Origin of the sequence: Mesorhizobium sp. M1428 (assembly GCF_040317515.1) — a bacterium.
In the GTDB taxonomy this organism is placed as follows: Bacteria; Pseudomonadota; Alphaproteobacteria; order Rhizobiales; family Rhizobiaceae; genus Mesorhizobium.
The window spans coordinates 70,234-94,523 of sequence record NZ_JAMYKT010000013.1 but is presented as its reverse complement, the minus strand read 5'-3'; the positions used below and the strand labels follow the sequence as shown (position 1 = coordinate 94,523).

Sequence of the window (24,290 nt, the reverse complement as noted above, 5' to 3'; positions counted from 1 at the left end):
ATTGCCGGCGAAACTGCTCTAGATCGTAGAGGGGACGACCTCCATGCAGCTAGTCGAATTCCTGGCGCCGCATTTCGCCTTTGTCTCCGACCCGACGGCATGGGTCGCGCTGCTGACGCTGATCGTGCTGGAGGTCGTGCTCGGCATCGACAATCTGATCTTCATCTCGATCCTGACCAACAAATTGCCGGTAGCGCAGCGAGCCCGCGCCCGGCGGCTCGGCATCTCCGCCGCGCTGGTGATGCGGCTGATCCTGCTGGCCACCATCTCGATCATCGTCCAGCTGACGACGCCGATATTCACCGCCTTCGGCCATGGCTTTTCATGGCGCGACCTGATCCTGATCGCCGGCGGCCTGTTCCTCGTCTGGAAGGCGACCAAGGAGATCCACCACACGGTCGATCTCGATGATCACCAGGACACTATGATGGGCGAGACATTGCAGCTGTCGCTGGCCGGCGCCATTTTTCAGATATTGCTGCTCGACCTCGTCTTCTCGATCGACTCGATCATCACCGCGGTCGGCATGACCGACGAAATCGCGATCATGTACATCGCGGTGATCGTGGCGGTGAGCGTGATGATGCTGGCGGCCGGGCCGCTGGCTGATTTCATCGCCAGGAATCCCAGCATCGTCATGCTGGCCCTCGGCTTCCTGCTGATGATCGGCATGACGCTGATCGCCGACGGCATGGGTTACCATGTGCCGAAAGGCTACATCTACGCCGCCATGGGCTTTTCGGCACTGGTCGAAGGGCTCAACATGCTGGCGCGGCGGCGGAAGAAGGCAAAGGGCGGCGGGCACTGAGTAGGGTATGTGAATGGTTCACATTGATGATAGAATGACTCGATGAGCAGGAACGATCTCAGCCAGGATCAGCGCGACCAGCTCGCCAAGCTGGCTGAATTGCCCGACAGCGAAATCGATACTTTCGACATTCCGGAAGCTCCGCTCTCTGGCGATCCTTCGCGCCCCCCTCTGTCCTGCCGGACATCTCCCCCACAAGGGGGGAGATCGGCAGCTTCGAAGGCAGAGGTGACGGCCAATCTCCCTCCTTGTGGGGGAGATGCCCGGTAGGGCAGAGGGGGCGCTGTCCCGCCGACATTTCACAACTTCGGCACCGCGCAGCGCTTGGAAGGCTCGCCAAAGGAGTCAAATTCCCCGTGTAGAAGAGCTAATTTGCCGGCACGCCCTTCGGATGGCGGTCGCCGATCAGGCCAAGCGTCAGGCCTTGCTCCAGCCACGCCTTGGCGCCGGCGAGCACCAGCGCAAAACCGCCGGTCGAATCGATCGCCTGCTTGACCTGCTCGTCGGGGCTGCCGGCAAAGCCGAAATTGCGGACCTCGACAAAGGTCATGCCGCCGGGCATTTCGGCGAAAGTCCACACTACCGTGGTCGGCGGATCGCTCCATTGCATGACGATCTTCTTGTTTTCGACGATCTCACTGACATTGACCGTCGTCGAGACGCCGTACATGCGCCATTCCCAACGGATTTCGTTGCCGCTGTCCAACCTGTCGCTGCCATGGGTGAACCAGAACTTCGTCGTGATCGCCGGATCGACGAAGGCTTCGAATACGTCGGCGACCGGCCGCCTTATCAGCATGCCGGCTTCGGCGGTCGGTGTTTCACGGATTTCCATATCGTCCTCCTTTCCACGGCGCCGCCCTGTTCACCAGGCATCGGGCTCGCGCACCAGGTGAATGATGTTGGCCGGGTTGGTGATCCAGCCGCCGCGGAAGCCTTCACCCAGTGCCTCGATGGCGTCGCAACGCACGACGCCGGCCTGGGCGAGATGCTCCGCAGCGGCCGGAAAATCATCGGTGAACAGCTCGAGCCAGATCTCGGCCTGGCTCAGCATCGGTGCTTCGTCGATCCACAGCCGATTGGGACCGAGTTCGAAGCCGACGGCCGGCGCCTTGGCCGTGAATGGCTTCAGGCCGACGACGTCGCGATAGAAGGCGATCGTCGCCTGGTATTGATGCGGCGGGACTTTCATGGCGATGTTAATGCCGCCGGTGATCTTCGGGGTCATTTGCTGGCTCCATTGCCGTGTTCAGGTTCGATTGGCTGGTTCGGTCCAGAACCTGCTATGCCAAATTGATCTGCCAGGAGACTCCGAACCTGTCGTTGAGCCACGCAAACCGGCGGCTGAAACCATAATTGTCCAGCGGCATCAGAAATTTGCCGTCCTTGGCCAGCGCCTCGACAATGCCGTTCAGCTCTGCCTCCGTGGAGCAATCCACATACAGCGAGACCAACGGCGTGAACGTGAAGGCATGGTGCACGGGGCTGTTGTAGACCATCACTTCCAGACCGCTTATGGACACGCGCGCCAGCTTGACCGTTCCTTCCGGGCCGTCTTCGCCGGAGCCGTAACGTGTGACGTCAAGAACGCTGCTGTCGGGGATTGTCTCGCAATAGAAGGTCATTGCCTCTTCGGCCTTGCCCTCGAACATCAGAAATGGCGTCACTTGCTTCATCGCAGGCCTCCGTCATCTTGGTGGCTTTTCAGATGTTGTTCTCGTTGGCCGGCTCGCCCTTCATCTCGCTGCGGTAATAGCCGTCGCGCAAATTGATGCCGTATTCGACATAGGCCTTCATGCAGGCCAGCATCTGCGACCAGCCCTCGCAATTGAGGTAGGACTTCTTCAGGCCGACCGCGTCCTCGTGCCAGCCGGTTTCGGCGATGGTGACGAAGGTGCCGCCATCGTCGAGCGGCTCGAAATTCATCTCGATGCGGGTCTTGTAGGCTGGCTTGCCGTCGGCGCCGGTGGCATCCCAGCGCAGCACGATGCGGCTGTCTTTCTTCACCTCGTCGACCTCGACCGGGACCTTGCCCCACCAGACGACGCCGGCGCCCGCCACTAGAGGGGCGCTGGCGCCGCCGATCGTGGTGAAGTAGCCGCTGAGCTTCTTCGGATTGACGACCGCATCGAAGACTTCGGCGACCGGTTTGCCGATGCGGCCAGAAACCCTGAATCCGAGAGACATATCCACAGCTCCTTTCTTGAACGGGTCAACGATATGTTATAGAAATATAACATGTCAAGCCAATCGCGGGACGATAATGTTTTCAAGGCGCTGGCGCATCCGCGCCGGCGTGCGTTGCTGGACCAGCTGAAGGATGCGCCGCAGACCACCGGCATGTTGTGCGATGCCTTCCCAGACAGGGACCGCTGCACGGTCATGCTGCATCTGAAGGTGCTGGAGGAGGCCGACCTGGTGGTGGCGCGGCGCGAGGGCCGCGAACGCTGGAACCATCTCAACGCGCTGCCGATCAAGCACATCCACGACCGCTGGATCAGCCAATATGCCACGCACGCGATCAGCATCCTCGACCGGCTGAAATCCGATCTTGAGGGGTGAAAGGTTGCCGAAGCCTGCCGATTTTCGGGTCTTGAAACCCTTGCGTGCCGGCAGCAATGGCGCGGCTGGACGAAGTGAGCCGATTTATCTATAAGCCGGCCATTCCGACAGAGAGCGCCGTCCGTCCGTCAGGACGCAGCAGGACGTTCTGAAATTTTGAATTCGAGCATTTTGCAAGATGCCGGGTGGTTCACCAGGCGGCAGATGCTCTAGCCGAGAAGACGACAGGGGTGCCATGGCTGGCCATTCACAGTTCAAGAACATCATGCACCGCAAGGGCCGCCAGGATGCGGTGCGGTCGAAAATGTTTTCCAAGCTGGCGCGCGAAATCACCGTCGCCGCCAAGAGCGGCACGCCCGATCCATCGATGAACCCGCGCCTGCGCCTTGCGGTGCAGAATGCCAAGGCGGTGTCGATGCCGAAGGACAATATCCAACGCGCCATCAACAAGGCGTCGATGGGCGATGCCGAGACCTACGAAGCCGTGCGCTACGAGGGTTACGGGCCAGGCGGTGTCGCGCTGATCGTCGAGGCGCTGACCGACAACCGCAACCGCTCGGCGTCGAATGTGCGTGCCGCCTTCACCAAGGCCGGCGGGGCGATGGGCGAGACCGGCTCGGTTTCGTTCATGTGGGACCGCGTCGGCGAGATCTACTATCCGGCATCGGCCGGCAGCGCCGAGAAGGTGATGGACGCAGCGATCGAGGCCGGCGCCGACGATGTCCAGTCGGACGAGGAAGGCCACACGATCTATTGCGCCTTCGAGAATCTCGGCGAAGTGTCGAAGGCGCTGGAAGGCGCACTCGGCGAGGCTGAATCGGTGAAACCGATCTGGAAGCCGCAGACCAATATCGCGGTCGACGAGGAGCGGGCACAATCGCTGATGAAGCTGGTCGCGACGCTCGAAGACGACGACGACGTGCAGAGCGTCTACGCCAATTTCGAGGTCGACGAGGAGACCTTGGCGAAGCTCAGCGCGGCATGAACGAACAGGCGCCCACCGTCCGCATCACCTATTGCACCCAGTGCCAATGGCTGCTCAGGGCCGGCTGGATGGCGCAGGAGCTGTTGTCCACCTTCGGCACCGATCTCGGCGAAGTGACGCTGGTGCCCGGCACCGGCGGCATCTTCACCATTTCCTGCAATGACACGCTGGTCTGGGACCGCAAGCGTGACGGCGGTTTTCCCGACGCCGCAAAACTCAAGCAACTGGTTCGCGATGTCATCGATCCGGATCGCGATCTCGGCCATGCCGACCGCAAGGGCCATAAGTCGAAGGACCCTGCCTGACGGCCTTTTACACTTCCGTCCTGCATTCACCGCCATGCGAAGATGAAGCAGCCCAGCGCCACGATAGCGGTGACGGTGCGGACATGGTTCCACATCACCCAGTCCCTGAGATAAGTGGCCCATACCGCGGCGCCGTTGGCGCTTGCCGGATCGACTGCGGCCAGGGCGTTGTTGAGCGGTACGTTGAACATCATCGTCACGATCGGGTTGCCGACGAGGTAGATCAGGGCGCCGGCGAGGAGCCAGAATGCACCCGGTTGGCTCCAGCCGATAAGAGCGCCGGCTGCAAGGACAAGACAGACCAGCCCGGTGCCGAAAAGCGCGGTCATGAATGTCGGCGTAATCACGGTGATGTTGATCGAATTCATGGCGGCGATGCCGCCTCCGGCAGGCAAGCGGGCGAGCGCCGGCATGATAAAGTTGGAGAAGGCGAAGAAAACGCCGCCGACAACGCCTGAGCCAATGGCAGCGACGAAGGTGAGGGTGGGAAGCAGTTTCATGATCATGTCAGTTCCTCCAGATGCCCGTGGCGGCAGTTTCGGTTGCGTAGGCGGAAAAGTCTTTTGGGGCGCGGCCGAGCACGCGCTGGACGCCGTCGGTCAGCGACTCGTTCCGGCCGTCGAGCACTTCGGTGAACAGCTCGTTAAGCAGCCAGGCGAACTCGGCCGGCAATCCGTGCTCGGCGATGGCGACGGTGAACTCGGCATGTGAAATCTGCTTGAAGGGAATGTCGCGGCCGGCGGCCCTGCCGATCTCGGCGACCGCGTCGGCGAAGCTCAGCAGCCGCGGCCCGGTCAGCTCGTAGAGCTCTCCGACATGGCCTGGCTCGGTCAGCGCGACGAAGGCGGCATCGGCGATGTCGTCGGCATCGACGAATGGCTCGCCGACATTGCTGACCGGCAAGGCCACTTCGCCTTCCAGCAAGGACTCGACGAGAAAACCTTCGCTGAAATTCTGCGAGAACCAGGCGCAGCGCAGGATCGTCCAGTCAGCGCCCGAGGCTTTCAGCATCTCTTCGGCGCGCTGGGCTTCGGTCTCGCCGCGGCCTGACAGCAGCACCAGCCGGGTGACACCGTTGGCCAAGGCGAGCCGGGCGAAGGCGTCGACGACTTCGGCGGCGCCCGGCACGGCAATGTCGGGGTAGTAGCTGATGTAGACGGCACTCACTCCTTGCAAGGCCGGGCCCCAGGTCGCCGGAATTTCCCAGTCGAAGCTTGGGCTGCCGGAGCGCGAACCGATCCGCACCGGCGTGCCATGCGCGGTCAGCCGCTCGGCAAGGCGGCGGCCGGTTTTTCCGGTGCCGCCGAGTATCAGAATTGGTTTCGATGTCGTGTCAGTCATTTCGGTTTCCTCCGTTTTCCAAATGTGAGTAATCCTCACATTTGCAAAACGTGATAAACCCTCGTATTTTGCGAGTCAAGCCAATTTGTTGATTGTTCGTCTGGAGACAGTGATGGAAGGCTCTGCCGTATCGGATTCACAGGACGGCCAGATCGCATCGCCGCGTCGGGCGCCGAGCCAGCAGCGCAGCCGCGAGCGGGTCGAGCGCATGTTGGCCGCCGCCTCGGCGCTGATCGCCGAGCAAGGTAGCGATGCCATGCGCATGGGCGAGGTTGCAGAGAGGGCCTGCGTGTCGATCGGCTCGCTCTACCAGTTCTTCCCGGACAAGCGGGCGATCATCTGGGCGCTAGCCGAACGCTACACCGCCGAAAGCCAGGCCTGCATTGCGGCAGCACTGGCCGAGGTCAATGACGCCGAAGGCCTGCGCCGGGCATTTTCGGAACTGGTAGATATCTACTACGGAATGTTCCTGGCGGAGCCGGTGATGCGCGACATCTGGTCGGGCACGCAGGCCGACAAGGCGTTGCGCGAACTTGAGCTTGCCGACAGCCGGGCCAACGCCGAATTCCTTACTGCGGTGCTGAAGCGGTTGCGGCCGTCGGCCGATCCGGAAGCACTGGAAACGACGTCATTTCTCATCTGGCAGATGGGCGAGGCCGCAATGCGGCTGGCGATCTCGGTCGGGCGGCAGGAAGGCGACCGGCTGGTTGCGGCCTACAAGCGGATGGCGCTGAGGGAGTTGCTGGCCGAGTAAAGCTGTACGCTAGCGGCCGAAGTAATCCCGCAGCATTTCCGCACGTTCATCCTCCGTGCACATCGCCATTCGGCCGAGGTCGAGCAGGCCTCGATAAAGGGCGACAACAGCCAATGCGCAGTTAATGGTCTCGTCATCCGCCGAAAGTGCCAGATCCCGCAAAGCCAACTGGAAAAGAGTCTGCCAGGCAATTTTGTAGTGCGGTTCGATCCAATCCGGAATTGACGGGTTTCGACCGTCGACCAGGCGAGCCTCTTCGATGGTGGCAGCCAGACCGTAGGCTCCCCAATAGGCGGGAGCGTGGCCTTCGGAGATGTGAGCGATTTCAACAACCGCTGCGTAAGATGCGTCTCCGACATCTCCCTGGTGATGCAACTCATTCCAGAGTTCATCCCAGATAGACTTGTTACCGTACTGAAGGGCGAGCGCTCGCAAGGCCGGTCGCGGATCATAAATGGTCTTGTACCCGCCCATGAGGTTGGAACATCGCTTATCTTCGAGAATAGACATGTCGCCCTCCCTGGCGGATGCGTTCCGCCGCGCATTTAAGGTCAAGAAAAAACCCGCCTCAAGGGCGGGTTTTTTCTGATGCGAAAGGCCTGCGGCTTAGAGGCCGAAACCTTCGAAGCGCTTCTTGAACTTCGACAGGCGGCCACCGCGGTCGAGCAGGGTCTGCTGGCCGCCGGTCCAGGCCGGGTGGGTGGTCGGGTCGATATCGAGGTTCATCGTATCGCCTTCCTTGCCCCAGGTCGAACGGGTCATGTATTCGGTGCCGTCGGTCATGACGACCTTGATGGTGTGATAGTCGGGATGGATGTCGGTCTTCATGGGTCTGTTCCTGGCTTGCCGGGCGCTGCCGACGGGCTGAAGCCTGCGTCGATGCGCCCCTTTTTAAAACTCGAAGCCGCAGCTATTGAGGAGCCACGGCTTCTAAAACGGTCGGCGAGCCTATACATCAGCCGGAATTGAATCACAAGGCCGTGGCAAGCGCATATTGATGGCGCAAACCTCAAAGGGCCAAAGGAAACGGTCATGGCGAACATCAGCGGCGATGCAGACGAGCGCAGGCGCTCGCTGAGGCCGCTGCAGCGCCTGTTTCCCTACATCACCCATTACCGCAAGATGGTCATCGGCGCGGTCGTCTCGCTGGCCATCGCGGCGGCGACGACGCTGGCGCTGCCGCTGGCCGTGCGGCGGATGATCGACCACGGCTTTTCCGCTTCCGATTCCAGCTTCATTGCCGAATATTTCGCCATGCTGGTGGTGATGGCGGCCGTTCTGGCGGCGGCGTCGGCCAGCCGCTACTATTTCGTCATCACGCTCGGCGAGCGCGTCGTTGCCGATATCCGCCGCGATGTCTTTGCCCACGTCACCACGCTGTCGCCCTCCTTCTTCGACACGGCCCAGTCGGGCGAGATCGTCTCGCGGCTCGCTGCCGACACGACACAGGTCAAATCCGCCGTCGGTGCCACCGCCTCGGTGGCGCTGCGCAACGTCATCCTCGGCCTCGGCGCTGTGGCGATGATGGTCTTCACCAGCCCAAAACTGTCCGGCCTGGTCATCGCGGCCATTCCGCTAATCGTGCTGCCGCTGGTCGCCTTCGGCCGCTCGGTGCGGCGCAAGTCACGGCTGGCGCAGGATACACTGGCCAATGCCACCGCCTATGCCAGCGAGCAGATCGGCGCGGTGCGCACGCTGCAGGCCTTCACCAACGAGAAGCTTGTAACCAGGTATTTTTCATCCGCCGTGGAAGCAGCCTTCGAAGCGGCGCGGGCCTCGATCTTTGCCCGCTCCTTTCTCACCTTCTTCGCCATCTTCATGATCTTTTCGTCGGTCGTGGCGGTGCTGTGGTTCGGTTCGCGCGACGTGCTCGACGGCACCCTGTCGCCGGGCACGCTTGGCCAATTCCTGCTCTATTCGGTGTTCGCCGCAGGCGCGCTCGGCGCCTTGTCGGAGGTCTGGGGCGAACTGTCCCAGGCAGCGGGCGCTGCCGAACGGCTGACCGAGATCCTGGCCGAGAAACCCGCGATCCAGGCGCCGGCCGATCCGAAGCCGCTGCCGGCAAAGGCGAGAGGCGCGATCAGCTTCGACGATGTTTCCTTCTCCTATCCGGCCCGGCCCGACCGCGCCGCCGTCCATGGCCTGAGCTTTCAGGTCAAACCCGGTGAGACGCTGGCGATCGTCGGGCCATCCGGCGCCGGCAAGAGTACCGTGTTTTCGCTGCTTCTACGCTTCTACGATCCTGAAGCCGGCAGGATCGTCATCGACGGGATCGATCTGCGCGAGGCCGATCCGGCCGCGATCCGCGCGCGCATCGCCATCGTGCCGCAGGACGTCACCATCTTTGCCGCAAGCGCGCGCGACAATATCGGCTTTGGCCGGCCTGGCGCCAGCCAGGCCGAGATCGAGGCGGCGGCGAAGGACGCGCTTGCCGACGAGTTCATCCTAAAACTCGAAAAGGGCTATGATAGCCAGGTCGGTGAGCGCGGGGTGACGCTGTCGGGCGGCCAGCGCCAGCGCGTCGCGATCGCCCGCGCCATTTTGCGCGATGCGCCCATCCTGCTGCTCGATGAGGCGACCTCGGCGCTAGATGCCGAAAGCGAGACGCTGGTGCAGACGGCGCTGGACCGGCTGATGAAGGGCCGCACCACGATCGTCATCGCGCATCGGCTGGCAACCGTGCTGAAGGCCGATCGCATCCTGGTCATGGATGGCGGCCGCATCGTCGAGGAAGGCACGCATCAGAGCCTGGTCGCCAAGGGCGGTATCTATGCGCGGCTGGCCAAGCTGCAATTTGAGACCGGGGCGAATGCTTTCAGGGGCGCGGCGGAGTAGCATCGCTACGGAGTCGAAGCCTGTTCCATCCCGATCTCATCGGGGGTTGGGCTTCATCTTCTTGTTTGACGGTGATCTTTTCCGAAGACCGGCATGATCTGCCCGCGGCCGCCGAGATTCTTCAGCTACCGAAAGCTCGGCGTTTGCCGCGTCGATAGGCGATGAACAGGGGAACGCCGACAAGCAACGACAACAAAAGCATGCTGGCGACGGTCTGTCGCTGCTCCCTTGCCGGATCGCTGAGCTGCACATCGGCAGGCGGCTCTTCATAGGTAAAATCGTACTGCCAGCGAATTTGGTCTGCGACCTCATCGACGGTTTTCAGATAATCGGCAATCGCCTTCGCCGGCACTTCAGTTGCCAGCGTCTGAAAGTTCCATTCAACTTGAAATTCGGTGGGCGTGTTGGACCAGGACGCCTTGAGAGACAGATAGGGCGTCACGACGTTTTTCATCGACTCGCCGGAAAATCTCGCCTTGAGGTTGCGCACGGTCACCTTGTGGCGGCGGTAGAGCTGGGGGCCGAGGGAGACGGGCCCGGTTCGGTCGACGATTGTCGGGGTTGGAAAAGAGTTGTTGCCGAGATCGGCCGCGCGGATCGGGAAATTCTTTGCCAGATCGTTGGCCGCCAGCGCCTCCGCCGGCAAGCGATAACTTTCCTTCACGCTCACTATGTTGCCGTCGCGGCGATCCACGATTTCCGGCTTGGCGATGGTTTGGATGCCCGGATATTGCTTGTTGTAATATTTCAGGTAAGCGTCCGACACCTCGCTCAGCGACCGGCTGGCGAAATTGCCGCGCATCCAATCGGCATCGGCATCCTCATATGTCGAGAAGACGGTCAGCACGAGGGGATCGCCCGGTTTCGGCGGAAAGTCGAATTCCTCGGCGATCTGGATCGATGGGCTGGTGAGTACAGGGCTCGGCATCTTCTCCAACCCGCCGGTGCTGGAAAGCGGCAGCGCGAAGCCGTAGTCCGGCTGTGCGAGATTGTGCGCCCTGCCACCCTGAAGATAGTTCGTGGCGTCCAGCCAATATGTCTTTGCTCCGATCCTTGCCTTGACGATGGCATGGTCGAAATCGCGAAGCGCCGGCAGATGCTGGTCCAGGGCCCGTCCCTCGTCGAGATCGGCCAAGGCGACCTCGGCAGCAATGCCAAGCCGCACAAGCGACGAAACCAGCAGCAGGGCCTTGTCCTTGCAGTCACCGAACCCGCTCAGGATGACCGTCGCGGGATCACGCGGAACGTAGGAACCGGCACCCATCGACAGGCTTACATAGCGGATCTGGTCCTGCACCAACCGCATTGCCTCGACCATCCGGTCTTCGGGCACCGGATGCCGCAGAGCGATGTCGTCGAGCTTTGCGGCAAAAGCCGAGGGAAAAACGGTCGCTGGCTTGTAATAGGGCGCAACAGCATCGACCACACTTTGCCAATTCGCGGTAGACGCGACATCGATGGAGCCCCAGCCCGGATAGGTCACGGGCAGGTTATCCTCGACATTGACCGGTTTCGGGTTTGAGATTTCCCACAGATAGGTGGTGTCTGGCCCAGTCGAGGAGATTGAGGGCTTGAGTCGGGTCCCCCTGGTCTTGATCTCGAGCGGCTGGCCCGAAGGCCAAATGATGCTTGTACGGATAAGCGCTACCGGTTCTTCCCATTCGGTGGAGAAATTCTTGAAGAAAAGATCCTTGCCGACCAGCGGTGTTACTTCGTAGGTCGACCCGTAATCGACGATGTCGCCGGCGCGCACGTCATCGATGTTGACATGTGCTGTCAGCCAGCCGTCGAAGACGCCTTTCTCGGCGTCTCTTTCCCTGCGGAAGATGTCGAATTCGACGCCTTCCAGCCGGTCCAGAACGGCACCATCGCGGATGATGTGAAGATGGTTGAGCGTGACCTTGTGCCGGGACGGATCGAACTGCAGATCGATGCTCGCGCCACGATCCAGGCCGGGACGGTCGACGATCTTATAGACGGTGCGCGAGTACTCGATGTAGCCGCCGGCACGATGCTTGATCTGGTCGTCCGAGAGCAGCCATGAAACGCCATTCTTGATTTGATCCGATCGGGCGGGATCGGCAGCCGGAATATCAAGCTGCTCTACCCAGCTTTCTGCCGGACCCTTGAGAACCATGTCGTCGGACATGGCCGGAGAACTCAGGCCGATCAATAAGATGAAAAATACCAAGCGGGGCCAGAAAGACTTCATCCTATGAAAACTGTAACAGATAGACATCTACGCTCGCCCAACTTGGAAGAACTCCTTTTTCAGAGGCTTTCCCACCAAAGTAAAGGCCAGTTTCGCGGATTTCTGCAGTCACCGCGGCAAGAACCGGGAATAGATGAAGCGGCTCAGTTCCCGTACCGCTTCTTCAGATGGTCGGTGAAATGCACGGCATTGAGCTTTTCGCCGGTGGCGCGTTCGAGCAATTCCGGCGTCGACCAGCGCGAGCCTTGCGACCAAATCCTTTTGCGGCGCCAGTCGTTGATCGCGGCGAAATCTCCCTTGGCGAGGTCTTCGTCGGCTGAAGGATGATCTCTGGTCAGCGCCGCCCATTGCTGCGCCGCCATCATGGCGCCGAGTGTGTAGGAGGGGAAATAGCCGAAGGCGGCACCCGGCCAGTGGACGTCCTGCATCGGACCATCAGCCGGATTGTCTGATGTCGACAGGCCGAGATAATCGCGCATCTTGGCATCCCAGGCCTCGGGCAGGTCGGCTGCCTCCAGCCGACCCGAGACAAGCTCCTGCTCCAGCTCGTAGCGCAGGATGACATGCAGCGGATAGGTGACCTCGTCGGCATCGACGCGGATCAGGCCGCGCTCGACCCGGTGCACATGCGGCAGGATGTCGTCGATTGTCCAGCTCTCGCCGAGGTGCCTTTCGACCACCGGCAGCGCCCAGCGCCAGAATTCTGGATTGCGGCCGATCTGCTTTTCGACGAACAGGCTCTGGCTTTCATGCACCGCCATGCCGCGCGCTTTGCCGAGCGGCCAGTGCGCCCACGCCTTCGGCAGGTTCTGCTCGTACAGCGCATGGCCGGTCTCGTGCAGCACGCCCATCAGCGCCGACAGGAAATCCGAAGTCTTGTAGCGCGTGGTGATGCGCACGTCGCTCGGCACCCCGCCGCAGAACGGATGGTGCGAAACCGACAGCGAGCCGTGGGTGAGGTCGAACCCGACTGCCGCCATCATGGCGAGGCCAAGCTCGCGCTGCTTGTCCAGGGGGTAGCTGCCGGAAAGCGGCTTCAGCGGATGTTTCGCCAGCCGCTCTTCCTGCACGGCCAGTGCCTCCGGTACGAAGCCTTTCAGGAAGGTCTTCAACTCGGCAAACACAGGCGTGATGTCGGCGGTGCGATTGCCCGGGTCATATTGCTCCATCAGCGCGTCGTAAGGCTCGAGCCCGAGCACCTCGGCGCGAAGGGCTGCCTCCTCGCGGACCAGTGCCAGGACGCCTTCCAGCGCCGGCAGGAAGCCGGCCCAGTCGTTCTTGGCTCGCAGGTCGCGCCAGAGCTGCTCGGAGCGCATGCGCGCGGTCGTCTGGCGCTCGACGAACTCGACCGGCAGGCAGGTCAGGTTGGTGTATTGCCGGCGGAATTCCCTGACCGCGGCCTGCTGCTCTTCGTTCAGCGCCTCCTGCTCGGCCGCCGCGATCCAGTCGGCAATCTCCGGCGCCGTTGCCCGGGCATGGTGCATGCCGGCAAGCGCCGACATTGCCTCCGCGCGCTTCTCGCCGCCGCCGACCGCCATATAGGTCGCCTCGTCGGCGCCGAGGATGGCGAGGGCGTGTTCCAGCGCTTCGAGCTTGTGGCCGAGGTCGTCGAGTTTTTGAAAGGACATTGTGGATTCCGCTGATTTGACGGCGGGAAAAGATACCAATGCAAAACTGTTGGCAACCCCGAAAGCCGTCCGCGAACGATGCATTGCCGCCAGCGCTGGCGCTGATTGCGCTGGCGTTGGGCTAGCGCATGATCCCTGAACCGAGCTGGAAAGGATCATGCGCAAAATCAATAGCCACAGCGCCGGGCACGGCGGCCGATTTCAGCCGCCTGGATAGTTTGGGCCATAGCCGTTCGGATAGTATCCGCCGTCGGCGCCGTTGCCGATGAGGAAGGCACTGCCGGTAGCAGCGCGCAGCTTTTGGCTGACATCGTCGAGCTGCGCCAGCAACTGCTGATATTGCGTGCTCGGCATCGTTCCATCGCGCGCGGCCCTCTGGGCGGCCCGATCGAGTTGAGCGACCTGCGTGCGCAGGTCACGTGCCTCACCCGGCTCGAGCTTGTTCGCCCGGATGGCGCCCAGGATACCCGTCTCCACGCTCTGGATCTGATTGATCAAGGCCGTCGCACGCGGGCCGGCGTAAGCGCCAGCAAACGGAACGGCGAGGAGAAGTGTGGCGAGCGTAGCAGTCCTGAGATTCATGGGAGCGAAGAAGCGCATGATTGCGTCTCCTTTACTGGGGAAGGCGGTGGTTGGGAGGGTCCTGCCTTCCGGCCGCGGGCCGTCAGGTTCCGTCGCGTCGCGATGTGGGAGGCATCGCCGGCGGTTCCCGGCCCCTTGCCAAAAGCTAGTGACGCGTCGCGGCGAATTGTAATCAAAAAAAGGTAATTTCTTCGGGGCTTGCCGGCGCCGCGCCGGTGCCCTAGATGGCCCCGCCGCTCCGGCCGGCCCCGATCCGGAGCATGGCGCAAGCCAAAGGCTTGCAGATCACCGCTCGGTCAGCTTCAACTCGATGCGGCGGTTCTTGTTGCGCGCCTCTTCGGTATCGGCGGGGTCGAGCGGCTGGAATTCGCCGAAGCCGGCCGCGACCAGCCGGTTGGCCGGCACGCCGTTCTCGATCAGGAACTTGACCACCGATGTCGAGCGCGCCGTCGACAATTCCCAATTGTCGCGATAGCGGCCGGTGCCGGAGAGCGGCTTGTTGTCGGTGTGGCCGTCGACGCGCAGCACCCAGTTGATCTCCGCCGGGATCTCCTTTTGCAATTCGATGATGGCATCGGCGAGCTTCTTCATCTCGACCTTGCCGGCATCGTTGATCACCTCGGAGCCGGTCGGGAAAAGCACTTCCGACTGGAAGACGAAGCGGTCGCCGACGATGCGGATGTTCTCGCGGTCGGCGAGAATTTCACGCAAGCGGCCGAAGAAATCGGAGCGGTAACGGTTCAGCTCCTGCACGCGTTGCGCCAGTGCGACGTTGAGGCGGCGGCCGAGATCGGCGATCTTGGTGTTGGATTCGCGGTCGCGCGTTTCGGACACGTCGAGCGCTTGTTCGAGCGCTGCGATCTGCTTGCGCAGCGCCGAAATCTGCTGGTTGAGGATCTCGACCTGGCTCAGCGCCTGCTGGCTGATCTGGCGCTGGCTGTCGAGTTCGCCGGAAAGGGCGGTGGCACGCTGGTTGGCGGCATCGCCGGCACCGGCGCCTTGCGCCAGCAATTGCTCGAGCCGGCTCTTTTCCGCCTCCGATGCGGACAGCGATGCCTGCAAATTGGCAAGGGTGTCTTCCTTGTCCTGCGTCGTCGAGCGCTCCAGCGCCAGAAGCTGGGTCAACTCGTTGATCTGCGAGTTGAGGCGGTTGAGCACCGTGTCCTTGCCGGAGATCTCGCGGCCGAGCAGGAACTGCGCCAGCACGAAAACCGTGAGCAGGAACATGATCGCCAACAGCAGCGTCGACAGCGCATCGACGAAGCCCGGCCAGTAATCGATGCGGCGGTCGGAGCGCCGGCCTCGTGCCAACGCCACGTCAATGCACTCCAGGCTTCTTCAAGGCGTCGGCGATCTTCTCCAGCGTATTGCGCATCGCCTTCTGCTCGTCCGACTGGGCCTCGACCCAGTCGCGCATGATCTGCTGTTCCGAGCGCATGTTCTTGACCAGGCCGGAAATGCCGTCGGCGAGATTGGCCATGGCGGTGGCGACGCGCGGATTGGAGCTGCCGCCATTCTCCTGCAGCGTGCGCAGCTTTTCCGACAACAGCCGGATTTCCTCGGAGGGTTCGGTCTTGACTGCGTCGGCAACGACGATGTCGGAGGAGAGGTCGGTGACCGAGGACAGCCAGTTCTCGAGTTCGGTATAGAAGCGCGTCTGGGCGCGGCCGGCCTGCAGGTCGAGGAAGCCGAGCACCAGCGAGCCGGAGAGGCCGAACAGCGAGGACGAGAAGGCGGTGCCCATGCCGGCCAACGGAGCGGAAAGCCCCTGCTTCAGGGATTCGAGCACGGCGGCGGCATCGCCGGTGCCGGGATCGAGCGACTCGATGGTTTCGCGGATCGAGCCGATCGTGTTGAGCAGGCCCCAGAAGGTGCCGAGCAGGCCGAGGAACACCAGCAGTCCGACAAGGTAGCGCGACGTGTCGCGGCTTTCGTCGAGGCGGGTGGCGATCGAATCCAGCATGGTGCGCATCGAACTGGTCGAGAAGGCAATCGTCGACGAGCGGCCGATCATCGCCTTCATCGGCGCCAGCAGCACCGGTTCGGTGGTTTCGGAACCGGCGCGGAACGAGTTGACCCAGCGCACCTCGCGGAACAGCCGGCCGACCTGGACGAAGGCCAGCAGGATGCCGACCGCCAGCACGCCGATGATCAGGCCGTTAAGGCCGGGATTGGTGACGAAGGCGGTCGAGATCTGGCGGGTCAGGATGGCGGCGATGAAGGCCACGATGAACAGAAAGATCACCATGGTCAGCAGAAACACCTGCGGGCTCGACAATTTGTGCGGATCGTAGATCAGAACGTCGGAGCGCCTGCCCATGCCGAAGGATCTGAGAAGAGTCATCCGTGCCCCGTTTCCGATGCCGTCGCCGCCGATCAATTTGTGTTTGCGACTCTAAACGGAATTGTGACGAAATTGAATGGCGCTTGGCAATATTGCCACTGTCCGCAACCAGAGGTCAAAGCCGGTTGATGACCAGGCAGTCGACCATGGCGGCCAGATGCAGGCCGGCGCCGGTGACGACAAAGCCATGCCACAGCGCATTGTGGAAGCGCAGGCCCTTCCAGGCGAAGAAGATCACGCCGCAGGAGTAGACGATGCCGCCGGCAACGATGAGCGCGATCGATGTCGCCGGCAGCGTCCGCACGAGCGGCTCCACCAGAACGATGCCGCTCCAGCCGATAGCCAGATAGAAGACGATCGCCAGTCGGTCGAAACGGCCGGGAAGAAAGACCTTGATGGCGATGCCGATCGCCGCGGCGGTCCAGACCAGGACGATCATCGAAACGGCCAGCGGCGAGCCGCCGAGCTGGGCCAGGAACGGCGTGTAGGTCGCAGCGATCAGCAGGTAGATCGCCGCATGGTCGAAGCGCCGCAATATCCATTTTGCCGGCGACGACACCGGCCAGACATTATAGGCCAGCGAAACCGACAGCACGGTGAGCAGCGAGACTACATAGAAGGCGGCGGCGACATATTCGCCGGGGCCGGTTCGATAGGCGGCCAGTGCCAGCAGCATCGAGCCGGCAGCGATCGCCAGCACGATGCCGACGGCGTGGACGATGCCGTCGGCGATGATCTCGGCGCGCGAGTAATGCCAGCGCCCCATGAAGGGAATGTCGAGCTGGGAGAGTTCGCTCTGGGATTGGGGTCGGCTGTTCGTCATCGATGATCCTGCGCCGCCTTATCTGGGCGGCCGCGGGACAGTATTTCAAGCTTTGGTTGCGGTTTTGCGACTGCGGCGCTTCAGCGCGGCGTGCCTCTATCAGCTGGCTGAGAGTGGCCTTTTTATAGTTTTCAACAGCGCGCGCTGGATGAGTTCGTTGCCGGCAACCAGTGAACCGGCGTTCAGCACATCCTGTCCCCCGGCGAAATCGGAGACGAAGCCGCCCGCCTCGCGGATCAGCAAAATGCCGGCGGCGACATCCCAGGCCGACAGGCCGGTTTCCCAGAACCCGTCCATGCGGCCGGCGGCGACGTAGGCGAGATCGAGCGAGGCGGAGCCGAGACGGCGGACGCCGGACACCTCGGCCATGACATTGCGCAATTCGATGAGGAAATTGCCGTGCTGGCCACGCCCGAGATGCGGCATGCCGCAGCCGATCACCGCATCGACCAGCTTGGTGCGGCCGGCGACGCGCAGCCGGCGGTCGTTCATGAAAGCGCCGCCGCCGCGCTCGGCGGTATAGAGCTCATCCATCGCCGGATTGTAGACGACGCCGGCGACGATCTGGCCCTGGCGCTCCAGCGCGATCGAAACGGCAAAGAGCGGAATTCCGTGCAGGAAATTGGTGGTGCCGTCGAGCGGGTCGACAATCCAGCGGTGCTGGCCGTCGTCGCCCTCGATCACGCCGCGTTCCTCCATCAGGAAGGCGTAGCCGGGCCGCGCCTTGGACAGTTCGGCAAAGACGATGTCTTCGGCCTTGCGGTCGGCCTGGCTGACATAGTCGCCCGGCCCCTTCATCGAGACCTGCAGGTTCTGCACTTCGCCGAAGTCACGCGACAGCGAGCGGCCGGCCTTCATTGCGGCCTGGACCATGACATTGAGGATCGCGGAACGCGCCATTGCTGTTCTTCCTGTCGCTGCGCCTATTTGCCTTGACGCATGATCTTATCCAAAAAGTCTGCAACTCTTTGGGATAACGCCCTAGTCGGCGCGGCGTACGTAAGTGATTTCGTTGGTATCGACGATGATGCGCTCGCCCGAGCCGATGAACGGCGGCACCAGCACGCGAATGCCGTTTTCGAGTATCGCCGGCTTGTAGGACGAGGCTGCCGTCTGGCCCTTCACAACCGGGTCGGCCTCGGTGATGGTCAGCGTCACCTGGTCGGGCAGCGAAATGCCGATCGGCCTTTCGTCATAGAGCTGGACCGTCACCATCATGCCGTCCTGCAGGAAGGCCGCGCGATCGCCGACGAACTCCTTTTGCAATTCGAGCTGCTCGTAGCTTTCGGTGTCCATGAATACCAGCGCGTCGCCCTGCTCGTAGAGGAAGGAAAAATCCTTCAGATCGAGCCGGATCTGCTCGACCGTCTCGGCCGAACGGAAGCGCTCGTTGAGCTTGGTGCCGTTGATCAGGTTCTTGAGCTCGACCTGGTTGTAGGCGCCGCCCTTGCCGGGCTTCACGGTATTGGTCCTGACCGCCACCCAAAGGCCGCCATCATGCTCGATGACATTGCCGGGACGGATTTCGTTGCCATTGATCTTGGCCATGGTGAGATGATCCGGAAATGAGATGATCGCCGCAAAGGGCGATTTGGCGCCTCCAAGACCACAAATCGCCAGCAGAGGCAAGGAGCGCCTTCCGATGAAGCGGGAGCGAGGCTGGCCCGGCAACGCGGCGTGGCGGCCTCAGTCTGTCCTGACAGTCGCGGTGACAGCCTCGGTCACCGCGTCGGCGACCTCTCTCAAAAGATGCAGGTGCGGCGAACGCAGCACGACAATTCGCAGCGACAGCTCGAGGCCGGGAGCGTCGACCAGGGCAATGCCCTGCGGCGGCTTTTCCCGCAGCAGCCGCCTGGGCAGCAGGCCAAGGCCTTGGCCTCGACGAACCCAGTCGATCTGCAGCGCGCTGTCCTGAATCTCGGCGCCGACTATCAACTTGTGGCCGCCCTCGGCAAGGGCAGCCGCCAGCCGCCGGCGCGCGTCGCAAGGTTCAGGGCTGAGGACCCAGGGCATGGTCTTAACGTCGGCCAGCCGGCCGGTGTTTTCCGCAGCGATGATGCCAAGGGGCTCGGTTCCGACAACGCCGTCGCCAGTGTTGGAATTGCCGCCATCCAGGATGAAGGCGAGGTCGAGCTGTCCGCGCTTGTGCTGGTCGGCCAGCTCAAGGCTCCAGCCGCTCTTCAGACGCAGCGAGACCTTCGGAAACCGCGCCACGGCATCAGCAATAGCGGCGGCCACGGCTTTGTCGCAAAGTCCATGCGCGAGGCCGAGCCGCAGCAGGCCCTCCGGCTCGTCGCCCTTGGCAAATGATCTCAGCGCGTCGACCGCGGCGAGAATGTCCTTGCCGCGTGCCAGCACCTCTAAGCCGGCCGGGGTCAGTCGCGACGGCTTTAGCCGGCGGTCGAGCAATTCCGTGCCGAGCATCTCCTCCAGCCGCTGGATCTGGCGGGTGACGGCCGGCTGCGTCAACGGCAGGCGTTGCGCCACCTTCTGAATCGAACCCTCCTCGGCAAAGAGGGCCAGTGTTTTCAGTTCTTCAAGCATGACGCACCCGAACATGTCATAGAAGCATAATTATCCTGAACATTATGAATTTGAAATCCGATGGATGGCAAGCGATTTTCCTCCGGCAGGACCCAGCCGGAAAGGAACGACGATGAAAGCGATCGAATTGCAGAGCCCGGGCGGCCTCGAGAACCTCAGAATGGTCGAGCGGCCGATGCCCGAGCCAGGGCGCCAGGAGATGATTGTGAAGGTGAAGGCGACGGCGCTGAACTACCGCGATGCCGAGATCGTCCGCGGCAGCTATCACACGAAGTTTGCATTGCCGCTGGTGCCGCTGTCGGACGGCGTCGGCGAAGTCGTTGCCATCGGCGCCGAGGTCAGCCGGTTCAAGATCGGCGACCGGGTCTGCGGCACGTTCTGGCAACGCTGGGTCGGCGGCAGTTTCGCCATGGCCGAGCCCTCCTATCAACGCGGCGGCCCAATCGACGGGCTGCTCAGCGAATTTGCCCGGCTTGACGAACAGGCGGCGGTGCTGGCGCCAGCCAATCTGAGCGACCTCGAGGCGGCGACGCTGCCATGCGCCGGCGTGATGGCATGGCACGCGCTGTTTACGGAGGGCGGCGTCAAACCCGGCGACACCGTGCTTTGCCTCGGCACCGGCGGCGTTTCACTGTTTGCGGTGCAGTTCGCCGCCGCTGCCGGGACCCGCGTCATCGTGACGTCGAGCAGCGACGAGAAGCTTGCGCGGGCAAAGCAACTTGGCGCGCAGGATGGCGTGAACTATCGCAGCGTCCCCGACTGGGCATCGGCCGTGCTCGGATTGACGGATGGCCGCGGCGCCGACCATATCATCGAGGTTGGCGGACCGCAGAGTTTTGCACAATCGCTGAGGGCAGCGGCGCGCGGCGCCCAGATCAACGTCATCGGCTATCTCGGCGGCAGTGACGGCGCCATCAACCCGCTCGACATCTTCCGCCGGCAGGTCAGGGCCCGAGGCATCCCGGTGGGCTCACGCGAATCCTTCGAGGCGATGAACCGCGCCATTGTCGTCAACCGGTTGAGACCGGTGATCGACCGGGTCGTGCCGTGGAGCCAGGCCGCTGAAGCCTTTCGGTACCTTGAACACGGCTCGCCCTTCGGCAAGGTCGTCCTCGATCATACGCGATAAGCCCGCCTGACGAGCCCGGGTGCGATGGGCCGCGAGATCGCGGTCAGGGCAGGCGGTTGGCCCGTTGCAGCGCCTGCTGCGTCTGCTCGTCGGTCAGGCCCTGCAGGAAATCGTCCATCTCCTGGTCTATGAGCCCGGCGCGGCGGGCGACAACATACCAGGCGCCGGCGAGGATCAGATCCGGATCGGTGCCAATGCCGTTCATATAGAGCTTGGCGAGACGGTTCTGGGCGGCGACATTGCCGCCTTCTGCGGCCTGTTTCATCCAGTTGAAGCCGGATTTCAGGTCGCGGACGCCGCCGCGCCCCTCGATCATCCAGGTGGCGAGATCGATCTGTGCGGTGTCGTAGTTCTGCCGCGCGGCCTGTGCCAGCAGGCCGCGGGCGCGGACATCGTCGCGCGGCTTGCCGCCGGCGCCATTGGCGTAGACCTGTGCCATCGCATATTGTGCGTCGGCAAGCCCGGTCGCGGCAGCGCGCTCGTAATAGGATACGGCTTTGGCAATACCGGCATCGCCGGGCTCCTGTTCGACCATCAACTGTGCAAAATTGAACTGCGCCAGGCGGTTGCCGGCCTCGGCGGCGGCCTGCATCAGCGCATAGGCCTCCTTCTCGTCCTTTTTGACGTAGCGGCCGTCGAGCAGCATCAGCGCATACTGGAATTGCGATTCCGGGACGCCCTGCTCGGCGGCAAGCGCATACCACTTCGCCGCCCCTGCCGCGTCGACCGGCACGCCGAGGCCGCGCGACAGTATCTCTGCCACCAGCGTCTGTGCCGCCGGATCGCCGTTTTGAGCACGGGAAAGCGCAAGGTTGTAGGCCGTCTTGTAAAGTCCGCGCTGAAAGGCGCCATAGGCAGCATCGGACGGCTTTGCACCGAAGCGGTCGGGATTGATTGTATCGGCCGACGGCAGCGGGGCGGTGGTGGCGGGCTGCGGCAATTGTGCGGCGATCGGCCTGTCGGCAGGTTCGCTGGAATCCGGCCTGGGCTGGGGCAGCGGAACGGGCTCCGCCGCTATCGCCTGCGTCACGGCCGTTGCAAGAAAGGCGCTGAAAAGGATTTTCCGCGAGCGCACGTCAGTCCTCGAAGCGCGGCGCGGTTTCGTCGAGCAGCGCGTTGGCGGCGGCGACCGCCACCTTCGGATCGACGCCGTCGGCGAAGACGGCGCTGGACAGCGCCACGAATTCGGCGCCGGTGGCGGCGACCGCTTCCACCGAGGCAAGATCGGATCCTGCCATGACGATGCAAGGGATCTGGATCACGTCCGCCCACCACTGCCCGAGCGACAGGTTGCGCGGGTGCGGTTCAGGCTTGTTGTCGTAGCCGAAGCGGCCGAAGAAAATGTAGTCAGGCCTGACCTCGCCGAGTTCCAGCGCATCGTCGCGGGTCTTGGCGCCGCCGGTGCCGACCATCATCCTGGCCTGGAAATGGTCGATCGTTTCGGCGAGCTCGTCCTTGCCGACCTCGACATGAATGCCGTCGGCCTGGACGCGGCCGGCGATGCGGGTGTCGCCGGCAATGATGACGGCAATGCCGGCCGCTTGCGCCACCGGCACGATCTGTTCGGCAAAGGCCTGGAAGGCGGCCTCGTCCATGCCGTTTTCCGGCAGGATAAGCGAGGCGACGTCACCGCCGTCGAAGGCCGCGGCGATGCGCTCGGCCGGCACGTTCGGCGGCGCGATCAGCACGATACGGCAGCGGTTGGGCGGCGTTGCGTTATTCATTGGTGTTCGATCCCGGGTTATCGCCTATGCCGGGCGAAGATGGTTGCATTGCGGCATAGAGCAAAGTGCGGGGATTGAACAGGCGGCAGGGGGATCACGATTGCCGTCAACGATTCCATGGGGCTCGGAGCATGGCTGCCGTTGGCCGAAATTCTCCTCGCCTGGCCGCTTGCGGGCTCTACGCAGGCACTTTCGATTTCCAAAGCGACCAGCCGAGGTTCATGCCGGCAGCGGCGACCAGGATGGCGGCGGCGCCGACGATCTGCGCCGGCTGCAGACGATGGCCGAAAGCGACGACGTCAACGAGGATGGCGACGACGGGGTAGATGAAAGACAGCGATCCCTGCAGATGCGTAGGCAGTTTCTGGATGGCGCCGTACATGAGGATGTACATCAGGCCGGTATGGACGATGCCGAGTGTCGCCAGCATGACCCAGCTCCGCGCATCGGCGGGAAGGTGGGTGAGATTGGCGAAGGGTGCCAGCATGAGAACGCCGACGCAGACCTGGATCAGGGCGATAAGGTGCGGCGGCGTGCCTTTGAGCTTCTTGGTGACGATAGCCGCAACGGCCCAGAAGAAAGCCGCGGCCAGCGCCATCGCAATTCCCGTAAAGTAGTCCGTACCATGGTTGCCTGCATCGGGCGCGGCCTGCACGATCAGCAGCATGCCGGCAAAGGCAATGCCGAGCCAGGTCAGCTTGGTCATCGTCAGCCGTTCGGAGAAGAAGAGCGCGCCAAAACCCACCAGCATGAAAGGCTGCGTGTTGTAGACAGCCGTGGCGATCGAGATCGATGCGCGAGAAAACGCGCTGAACAGCAGCAGCCAGTTGATGACGATGGCAGCCCCGCCGAGAGCCGCGATCGCGACGATGCGAAGCGACAGCCTGCCGCGCAATAGCCCAAGGGCCGCGCAGATGATCAGCAGCGTTACCGCCCCGAAAGCGCAGCGCCAGAACACCACGTCCATGATGGGTTGGCCGGAAAGGACGACGAACCAGCCGATCGTGCCGAGGATCGCCATCGCCGCCGTCATTTCGATCGTGCCGCGTACCGTGTTGTCCATGGATGCTCCTGAAACCCGTTGAGATTTTATAATCCCACGGCGGATCGGGCCTTTCCATGACTTGTAGCTGGTGATATGCAGAATGAACCTAATTTAATTAGGTAAACATCGGCTTTTTCTTGGAATTGTAAAATGCTGGACGAGCTCGACAGAAAGCTTCTCGATATCCTGGTCAAGGATTCACGGACTTCGCTAAAGGAACTGGCGCTGCAGGTCGGGTTGTCGTCGCCAAGCGTTTCAGAGCGGCTTCGGCGGCTTGAGGATCGCGGCGTTATTCGTGCGTTCACCATCGACATCGATCCGCAGGCGCTCGGCTACGCCTTGCAGGCGATCGTTCGCATCCGGCCATTGCCGGGCAAACTGCACATCGTCCAGAAGCTGATCGAGGAAATCCCCGAATTCGGCGATTGCGACAAGGTGACGGGCGATGACTGCTTCGTTGCGCGGCTGTTCGTCCGCTCGATCGGCGAGCTCGACGGGATTCTCGACCGCATCGCCGACAAGGCCGAAACCAGCACCGCCATCATCAAGGCGCAGCCGATCCGGAGACGCCCGCCGCCGCTCGATATGCCAAACATGTGACGGGGTTCGGTGGCGTGGCCCACATATTTGCGGTCGCGGTCCGGTCATTTCTGGTCTATTCCAGAGGTC

Annotated in this window: 28 protein-coding genes; 8 read left to right on the top strand and 20 right to left on the bottom strand. The window is 62.6% G+C overall.

Annotated features, from left to right (window positions below; all coding sequences use genetic code 11):
* The first annotated feature begins 43 nt into the window (after positions 1–43).
* The gene (locus NKG60_RS19410) at positions 44–808 is read left to right on the top strand and encodes a TerC family protein (RefSeq protein WP_023678035.1); all 765 of its coding nucleotides are present in this window, start codon (positions 44–46) and stop codon (positions 806–808) included.
* Positions 809–1,175: 367 nt separating this feature from the next.
* Here the strand turns inward: NKG60_RS19410 and NKG60_RS19405 are convergent, their stop codons facing one another.
* From NKG60_RS19405 to NKG60_RS19390, 4 genes are read right to left on the bottom strand one after another with little or no spacing between them, the layout of a single operon-like run.
* The gene (locus NKG60_RS19405; RefSeq protein ID WP_352666123.1) at positions 1,176–1,643 is read right to left on the bottom strand and encodes an SRPBCC family protein; all 468 of its coding nucleotides are present in this window, start codon (positions 1,641–1,643) and stop codon (positions 1,176–1,178) included.
* A gap of 30 nt (positions 1,644–1,673) precedes the next feature.
* A complete protein-coding gene (locus tag NKG60_RS19400) occupies positions 1,674–2,036 on the bottom strand; it encodes a VOC family protein (RefSeq protein WP_352666125.1) in 363 nt (120 codons plus the stop codon).
* Positions 2,037–2,091: 55 nt separating this feature from the next.
* Positions 2,092–2,484, bottom strand: coding sequence for a VOC family protein (locus NKG60_RS19395; RefSeq protein ID WP_352666126.1), 393 nt, complete (start codon positions 2,482–2,484; stop codon positions 2,092–2,094).
* 28 nt (positions 2,485–2,512) lie between these two features.
* The gene (locus tag NKG60_RS19390; RefSeq protein WP_352714480.1) at positions 2,513–2,995 is read right to left on the bottom strand and encodes an SRPBCC domain-containing protein; all 483 of its coding nucleotides are present in this window, start codon (positions 2,993–2,995) and stop codon (positions 2,513–2,515) included.
* A 51-nt stretch (positions 2,996–3,046) separates the two neighbouring features.
* On the opposite strand from NKG60_RS19390, the gene NKG60_RS19385 reads away from it, so the two are divergent.
* The 3 genes from NKG60_RS19385 (at position 3,047) to NKG60_RS19375 (ending at position 4,660) form a co-directional block, all read left to right on the top strand.
* A complete protein-coding gene (locus NKG60_RS19385; RefSeq protein WP_352975357.1) occupies positions 3,047–3,370 on the top strand; it encodes an ArsR/SmtB family transcription factor in 324 nt (107 codons plus the stop codon).
* Positions 3,371–3,605: 235 nt separating this feature from the next.
* The gene (locus tag NKG60_RS19380) at positions 3,606–4,355 is read left to right on the top strand and encodes a YebC/PmpR family DNA-binding transcriptional regulator (RefSeq protein WP_023678028.1); all 750 of its coding nucleotides are present in this window, start codon (positions 3,606–3,608) and stop codon (positions 4,353–4,355) included.
* Positions 4,352–4,660 carry an Rdx family protein gene (locus NKG60_RS19375; protein ID WP_352666131.1) on the top strand — a complete coding sequence of 103 codons (309 nt, stop codon included), beginning with the start codon at positions 4,352–4,354 and terminating at the stop codon, positions 4,658–4,660. Before NKG60_RS19380 ends, NKG60_RS19375 begins: the two co-directional genes overlap by 4 nt.
* A gap of 26 nt (positions 4,661–4,686) precedes the next feature.
* On the opposite strand, the gene NKG60_RS19370 is transcribed toward NKG60_RS19375, so the two are convergent.
* Positions 4,687–5,166 carry an anthrone oxygenase family protein gene (locus tag NKG60_RS19370; protein ID WP_352666133.1) on the bottom strand — a complete coding sequence of 160 codons (480 nt, stop codon included), beginning with the start codon at positions 5,164–5,166 and terminating at the stop codon, positions 4,687–4,689.
* Position 5,167: 1 nt separating this feature from the next.
* Complete coding sequence (locus tag NKG60_RS19365; protein WP_352865549.1) at positions 5,168–6,001, bottom strand: NAD(P)H-binding protein; 834 nt, start codon at positions 5,999–6,001, stop codon at positions 5,168–5,170.
* Positions 6,002–6,113: 112 nt separating this feature from the next.
* Here NKG60_RS19365 and NKG60_RS19360 point away from each other — a divergent pair, with 112 nt between their 5' ends.
* Complete coding sequence (locus NKG60_RS19360) at positions 6,114–6,755, top strand: TetR/AcrR family transcriptional regulator (RefSeq protein ID WP_352865546.1); 642 nt, start codon at positions 6,114–6,116, stop codon at positions 6,753–6,755.
* 9 nt (positions 6,756–6,764) lie between these two features.
* Here NKG60_RS19360 and NKG60_RS19355 read toward each other — a convergent pair whose 3' ends face one another.
* Positions 6,765–7,265, bottom strand: a complete 501-nt coding sequence (locus tag NKG60_RS19355) for a hypothetical protein (RefSeq protein ID WP_352666137.1) — start codon at positions 7,263–7,265, stop codon at positions 6,765–6,767.
* A gap of 96 nt (positions 7,266–7,361) precedes the next feature.
* A complete protein-coding gene (gene rpmE / locus NKG60_RS19350; RefSeq protein ID WP_006327661.1) occupies positions 7,362–7,583 on the bottom strand; it encodes a 50S ribosomal protein L31 in 222 nt (73 codons plus the stop codon).
* 204 nt (positions 7,584–7,787) lie between these two features.
* On the opposite strand from rpmE, the gene NKG60_RS19345 reads away from it, so the two are divergent.
* On the top strand, positions 7,788–9,590 hold the full coding sequence (locus NKG60_RS19345; protein ID WP_352666139.1) for an ABC transporter transmembrane domain-containing protein: 1,803 nt from the start codon (positions 7,788–7,790) through the stop codon (positions 9,588–9,590).
* A gap of 121 nt (positions 9,591–9,711) precedes the next feature.
* Here the strand turns inward: NKG60_RS19345 and NKG60_RS19340 are convergent, their stop codons facing one another.
* The 9 genes from NKG60_RS19340 to NKG60_RS19300 form a co-directional block, all read right to left on the bottom strand.
* On the bottom strand, positions 9,712–11,739 hold the full coding sequence (locus NKG60_RS19340) for a DUF3857 domain-containing protein (RefSeq protein ID WP_352666141.1): 2,028 nt from the start codon (positions 11,737–11,739) through the stop codon (positions 9,712–9,714).
* Positions 11,740–11,945: 206 nt separating this feature from the next.
* Entirely contained in the window at positions 11,946–13,430 is a 1,485-nt protein-coding gene (locus tag NKG60_RS19335; RefSeq protein ID WP_352975356.1) for a carboxypeptidase M32, read from the bottom strand.
* A 201-nt stretch (positions 13,431–13,631) separates the two neighbouring features.
* Positions 13,632–14,030, bottom strand: a complete 399-nt coding sequence (locus NKG60_RS19330; RefSeq protein WP_352666143.1) for a hypothetical protein — start codon at positions 14,028–14,030, stop codon at positions 13,632–13,634.
* A 267-nt stretch (positions 14,031–14,297) separates the two neighbouring features.
* Complete coding sequence (locus NKG60_RS19325) at positions 14,298–15,329, bottom strand: peptidoglycan -binding protein (protein WP_352865540.1); 1,032 nt, start codon at positions 15,327–15,329, stop codon at positions 14,298–14,300.
* Between the two features lies 1 nt (position 15,330).
* Complete coding sequence (locus NKG60_RS19320; protein WP_352489246.1) at positions 15,331–16,356, bottom strand: MotA/TolQ/ExbB proton channel family protein; 1,026 nt, start codon at positions 16,354–16,356, stop codon at positions 15,331–15,333.
* Between the two features lie 115 nt (positions 16,357–16,471).
* A complete protein-coding gene (gene trhA, locus NKG60_RS19315; protein WP_352666145.1) occupies positions 16,472–17,179 on the bottom strand; it encodes a PAQR family membrane homeostasis protein TrhA in 708 nt (235 codons plus the stop codon).
* Between the two features lie 99 nt (positions 17,180–17,278).
* Entirely contained in the window at positions 17,279–18,079 is an 801-nt protein-coding gene (locus NKG60_RS19310) for an inositol monophosphatase family protein (RefSeq protein ID WP_352504937.1), read from the bottom strand.
* Positions 18,080–18,160: 81 nt separating this feature from the next.
* Positions 18,161–18,727 (bottom strand): elongation factor P, encoded by a 567-nt coding sequence (efp, locus tag NKG60_RS19305; RefSeq protein WP_292664037.1) that lies wholly within the window; start codon positions 18,725–18,727, stop codon positions 18,161–18,163.
* A 138-nt stretch (positions 18,728–18,865) separates the two neighbouring features.
* The gene (locus NKG60_RS19300) at positions 18,866–19,723 is read right to left on the bottom strand and encodes a LysR family transcriptional regulator (protein WP_352666147.1); all 858 of its coding nucleotides are present in this window, start codon (positions 19,721–19,723) and stop codon (positions 18,866–18,868) included.
* A gap of 112 nt (positions 19,724–19,835) precedes the next feature.
* On the opposite strand from NKG60_RS19300, the gene NKG60_RS19295 reads away from it, so the two are divergent.
* Positions 19,836–20,852 (top strand): zinc-dependent alcohol dehydrogenase family protein, encoded by a 1,017-nt coding sequence (locus tag NKG60_RS19295; protein ID WP_352975353.1) that lies wholly within the window; start codon positions 19,836–19,838, stop codon positions 20,850–20,852.
* 43 nt (positions 20,853–20,895) lie between these two features.
* On the opposite strand, the gene NKG60_RS19290 is transcribed toward NKG60_RS19295, so the two are convergent.
* The 3 genes from NKG60_RS19290 to NKG60_RS19280 all read right to left on the bottom strand — a co-directional run bounded on the left by NKG60_RS19290 (position 20,896) and on the right by NKG60_RS19280 (position 23,639).
* A complete protein-coding gene (locus NKG60_RS19290; protein ID WP_352666150.1) occupies positions 20,896–21,927 on the bottom strand; it encodes a tetratricopeptide repeat protein in 1,032 nt (343 codons plus the stop codon).
* 1 nt (position 21,928) lies between these two features.
* Positions 21,929–22,576, bottom strand: coding sequence for a thiamine phosphate synthase (locus NKG60_RS19285; RefSeq protein WP_352666152.1), 648 nt, complete (start codon positions 22,574–22,576; stop codon positions 21,929–21,931).
* Positions 22,577–22,754: 178 nt separating this feature from the next.
* Entirely contained in the window at positions 22,755–23,639 is an 885-nt protein-coding gene (locus NKG60_RS19280; RefSeq protein ID WP_352666153.1) for a DMT family transporter, read from the bottom strand.
* Positions 23,640–23,771: 132 nt separating this feature from the next.
* Between NKG60_RS19280 and NKG60_RS19275 the strand changes: the two genes are divergently transcribed.
* Positions 23,772–24,221, top strand: a complete 450-nt coding sequence (locus NKG60_RS19275) for an Lrp/AsnC family transcriptional regulator (RefSeq protein WP_352975351.1) — start codon at positions 23,772–23,774, stop codon at positions 24,219–24,221.
* Positions 24,222–24,290 lie beyond the last annotated feature (69 nt).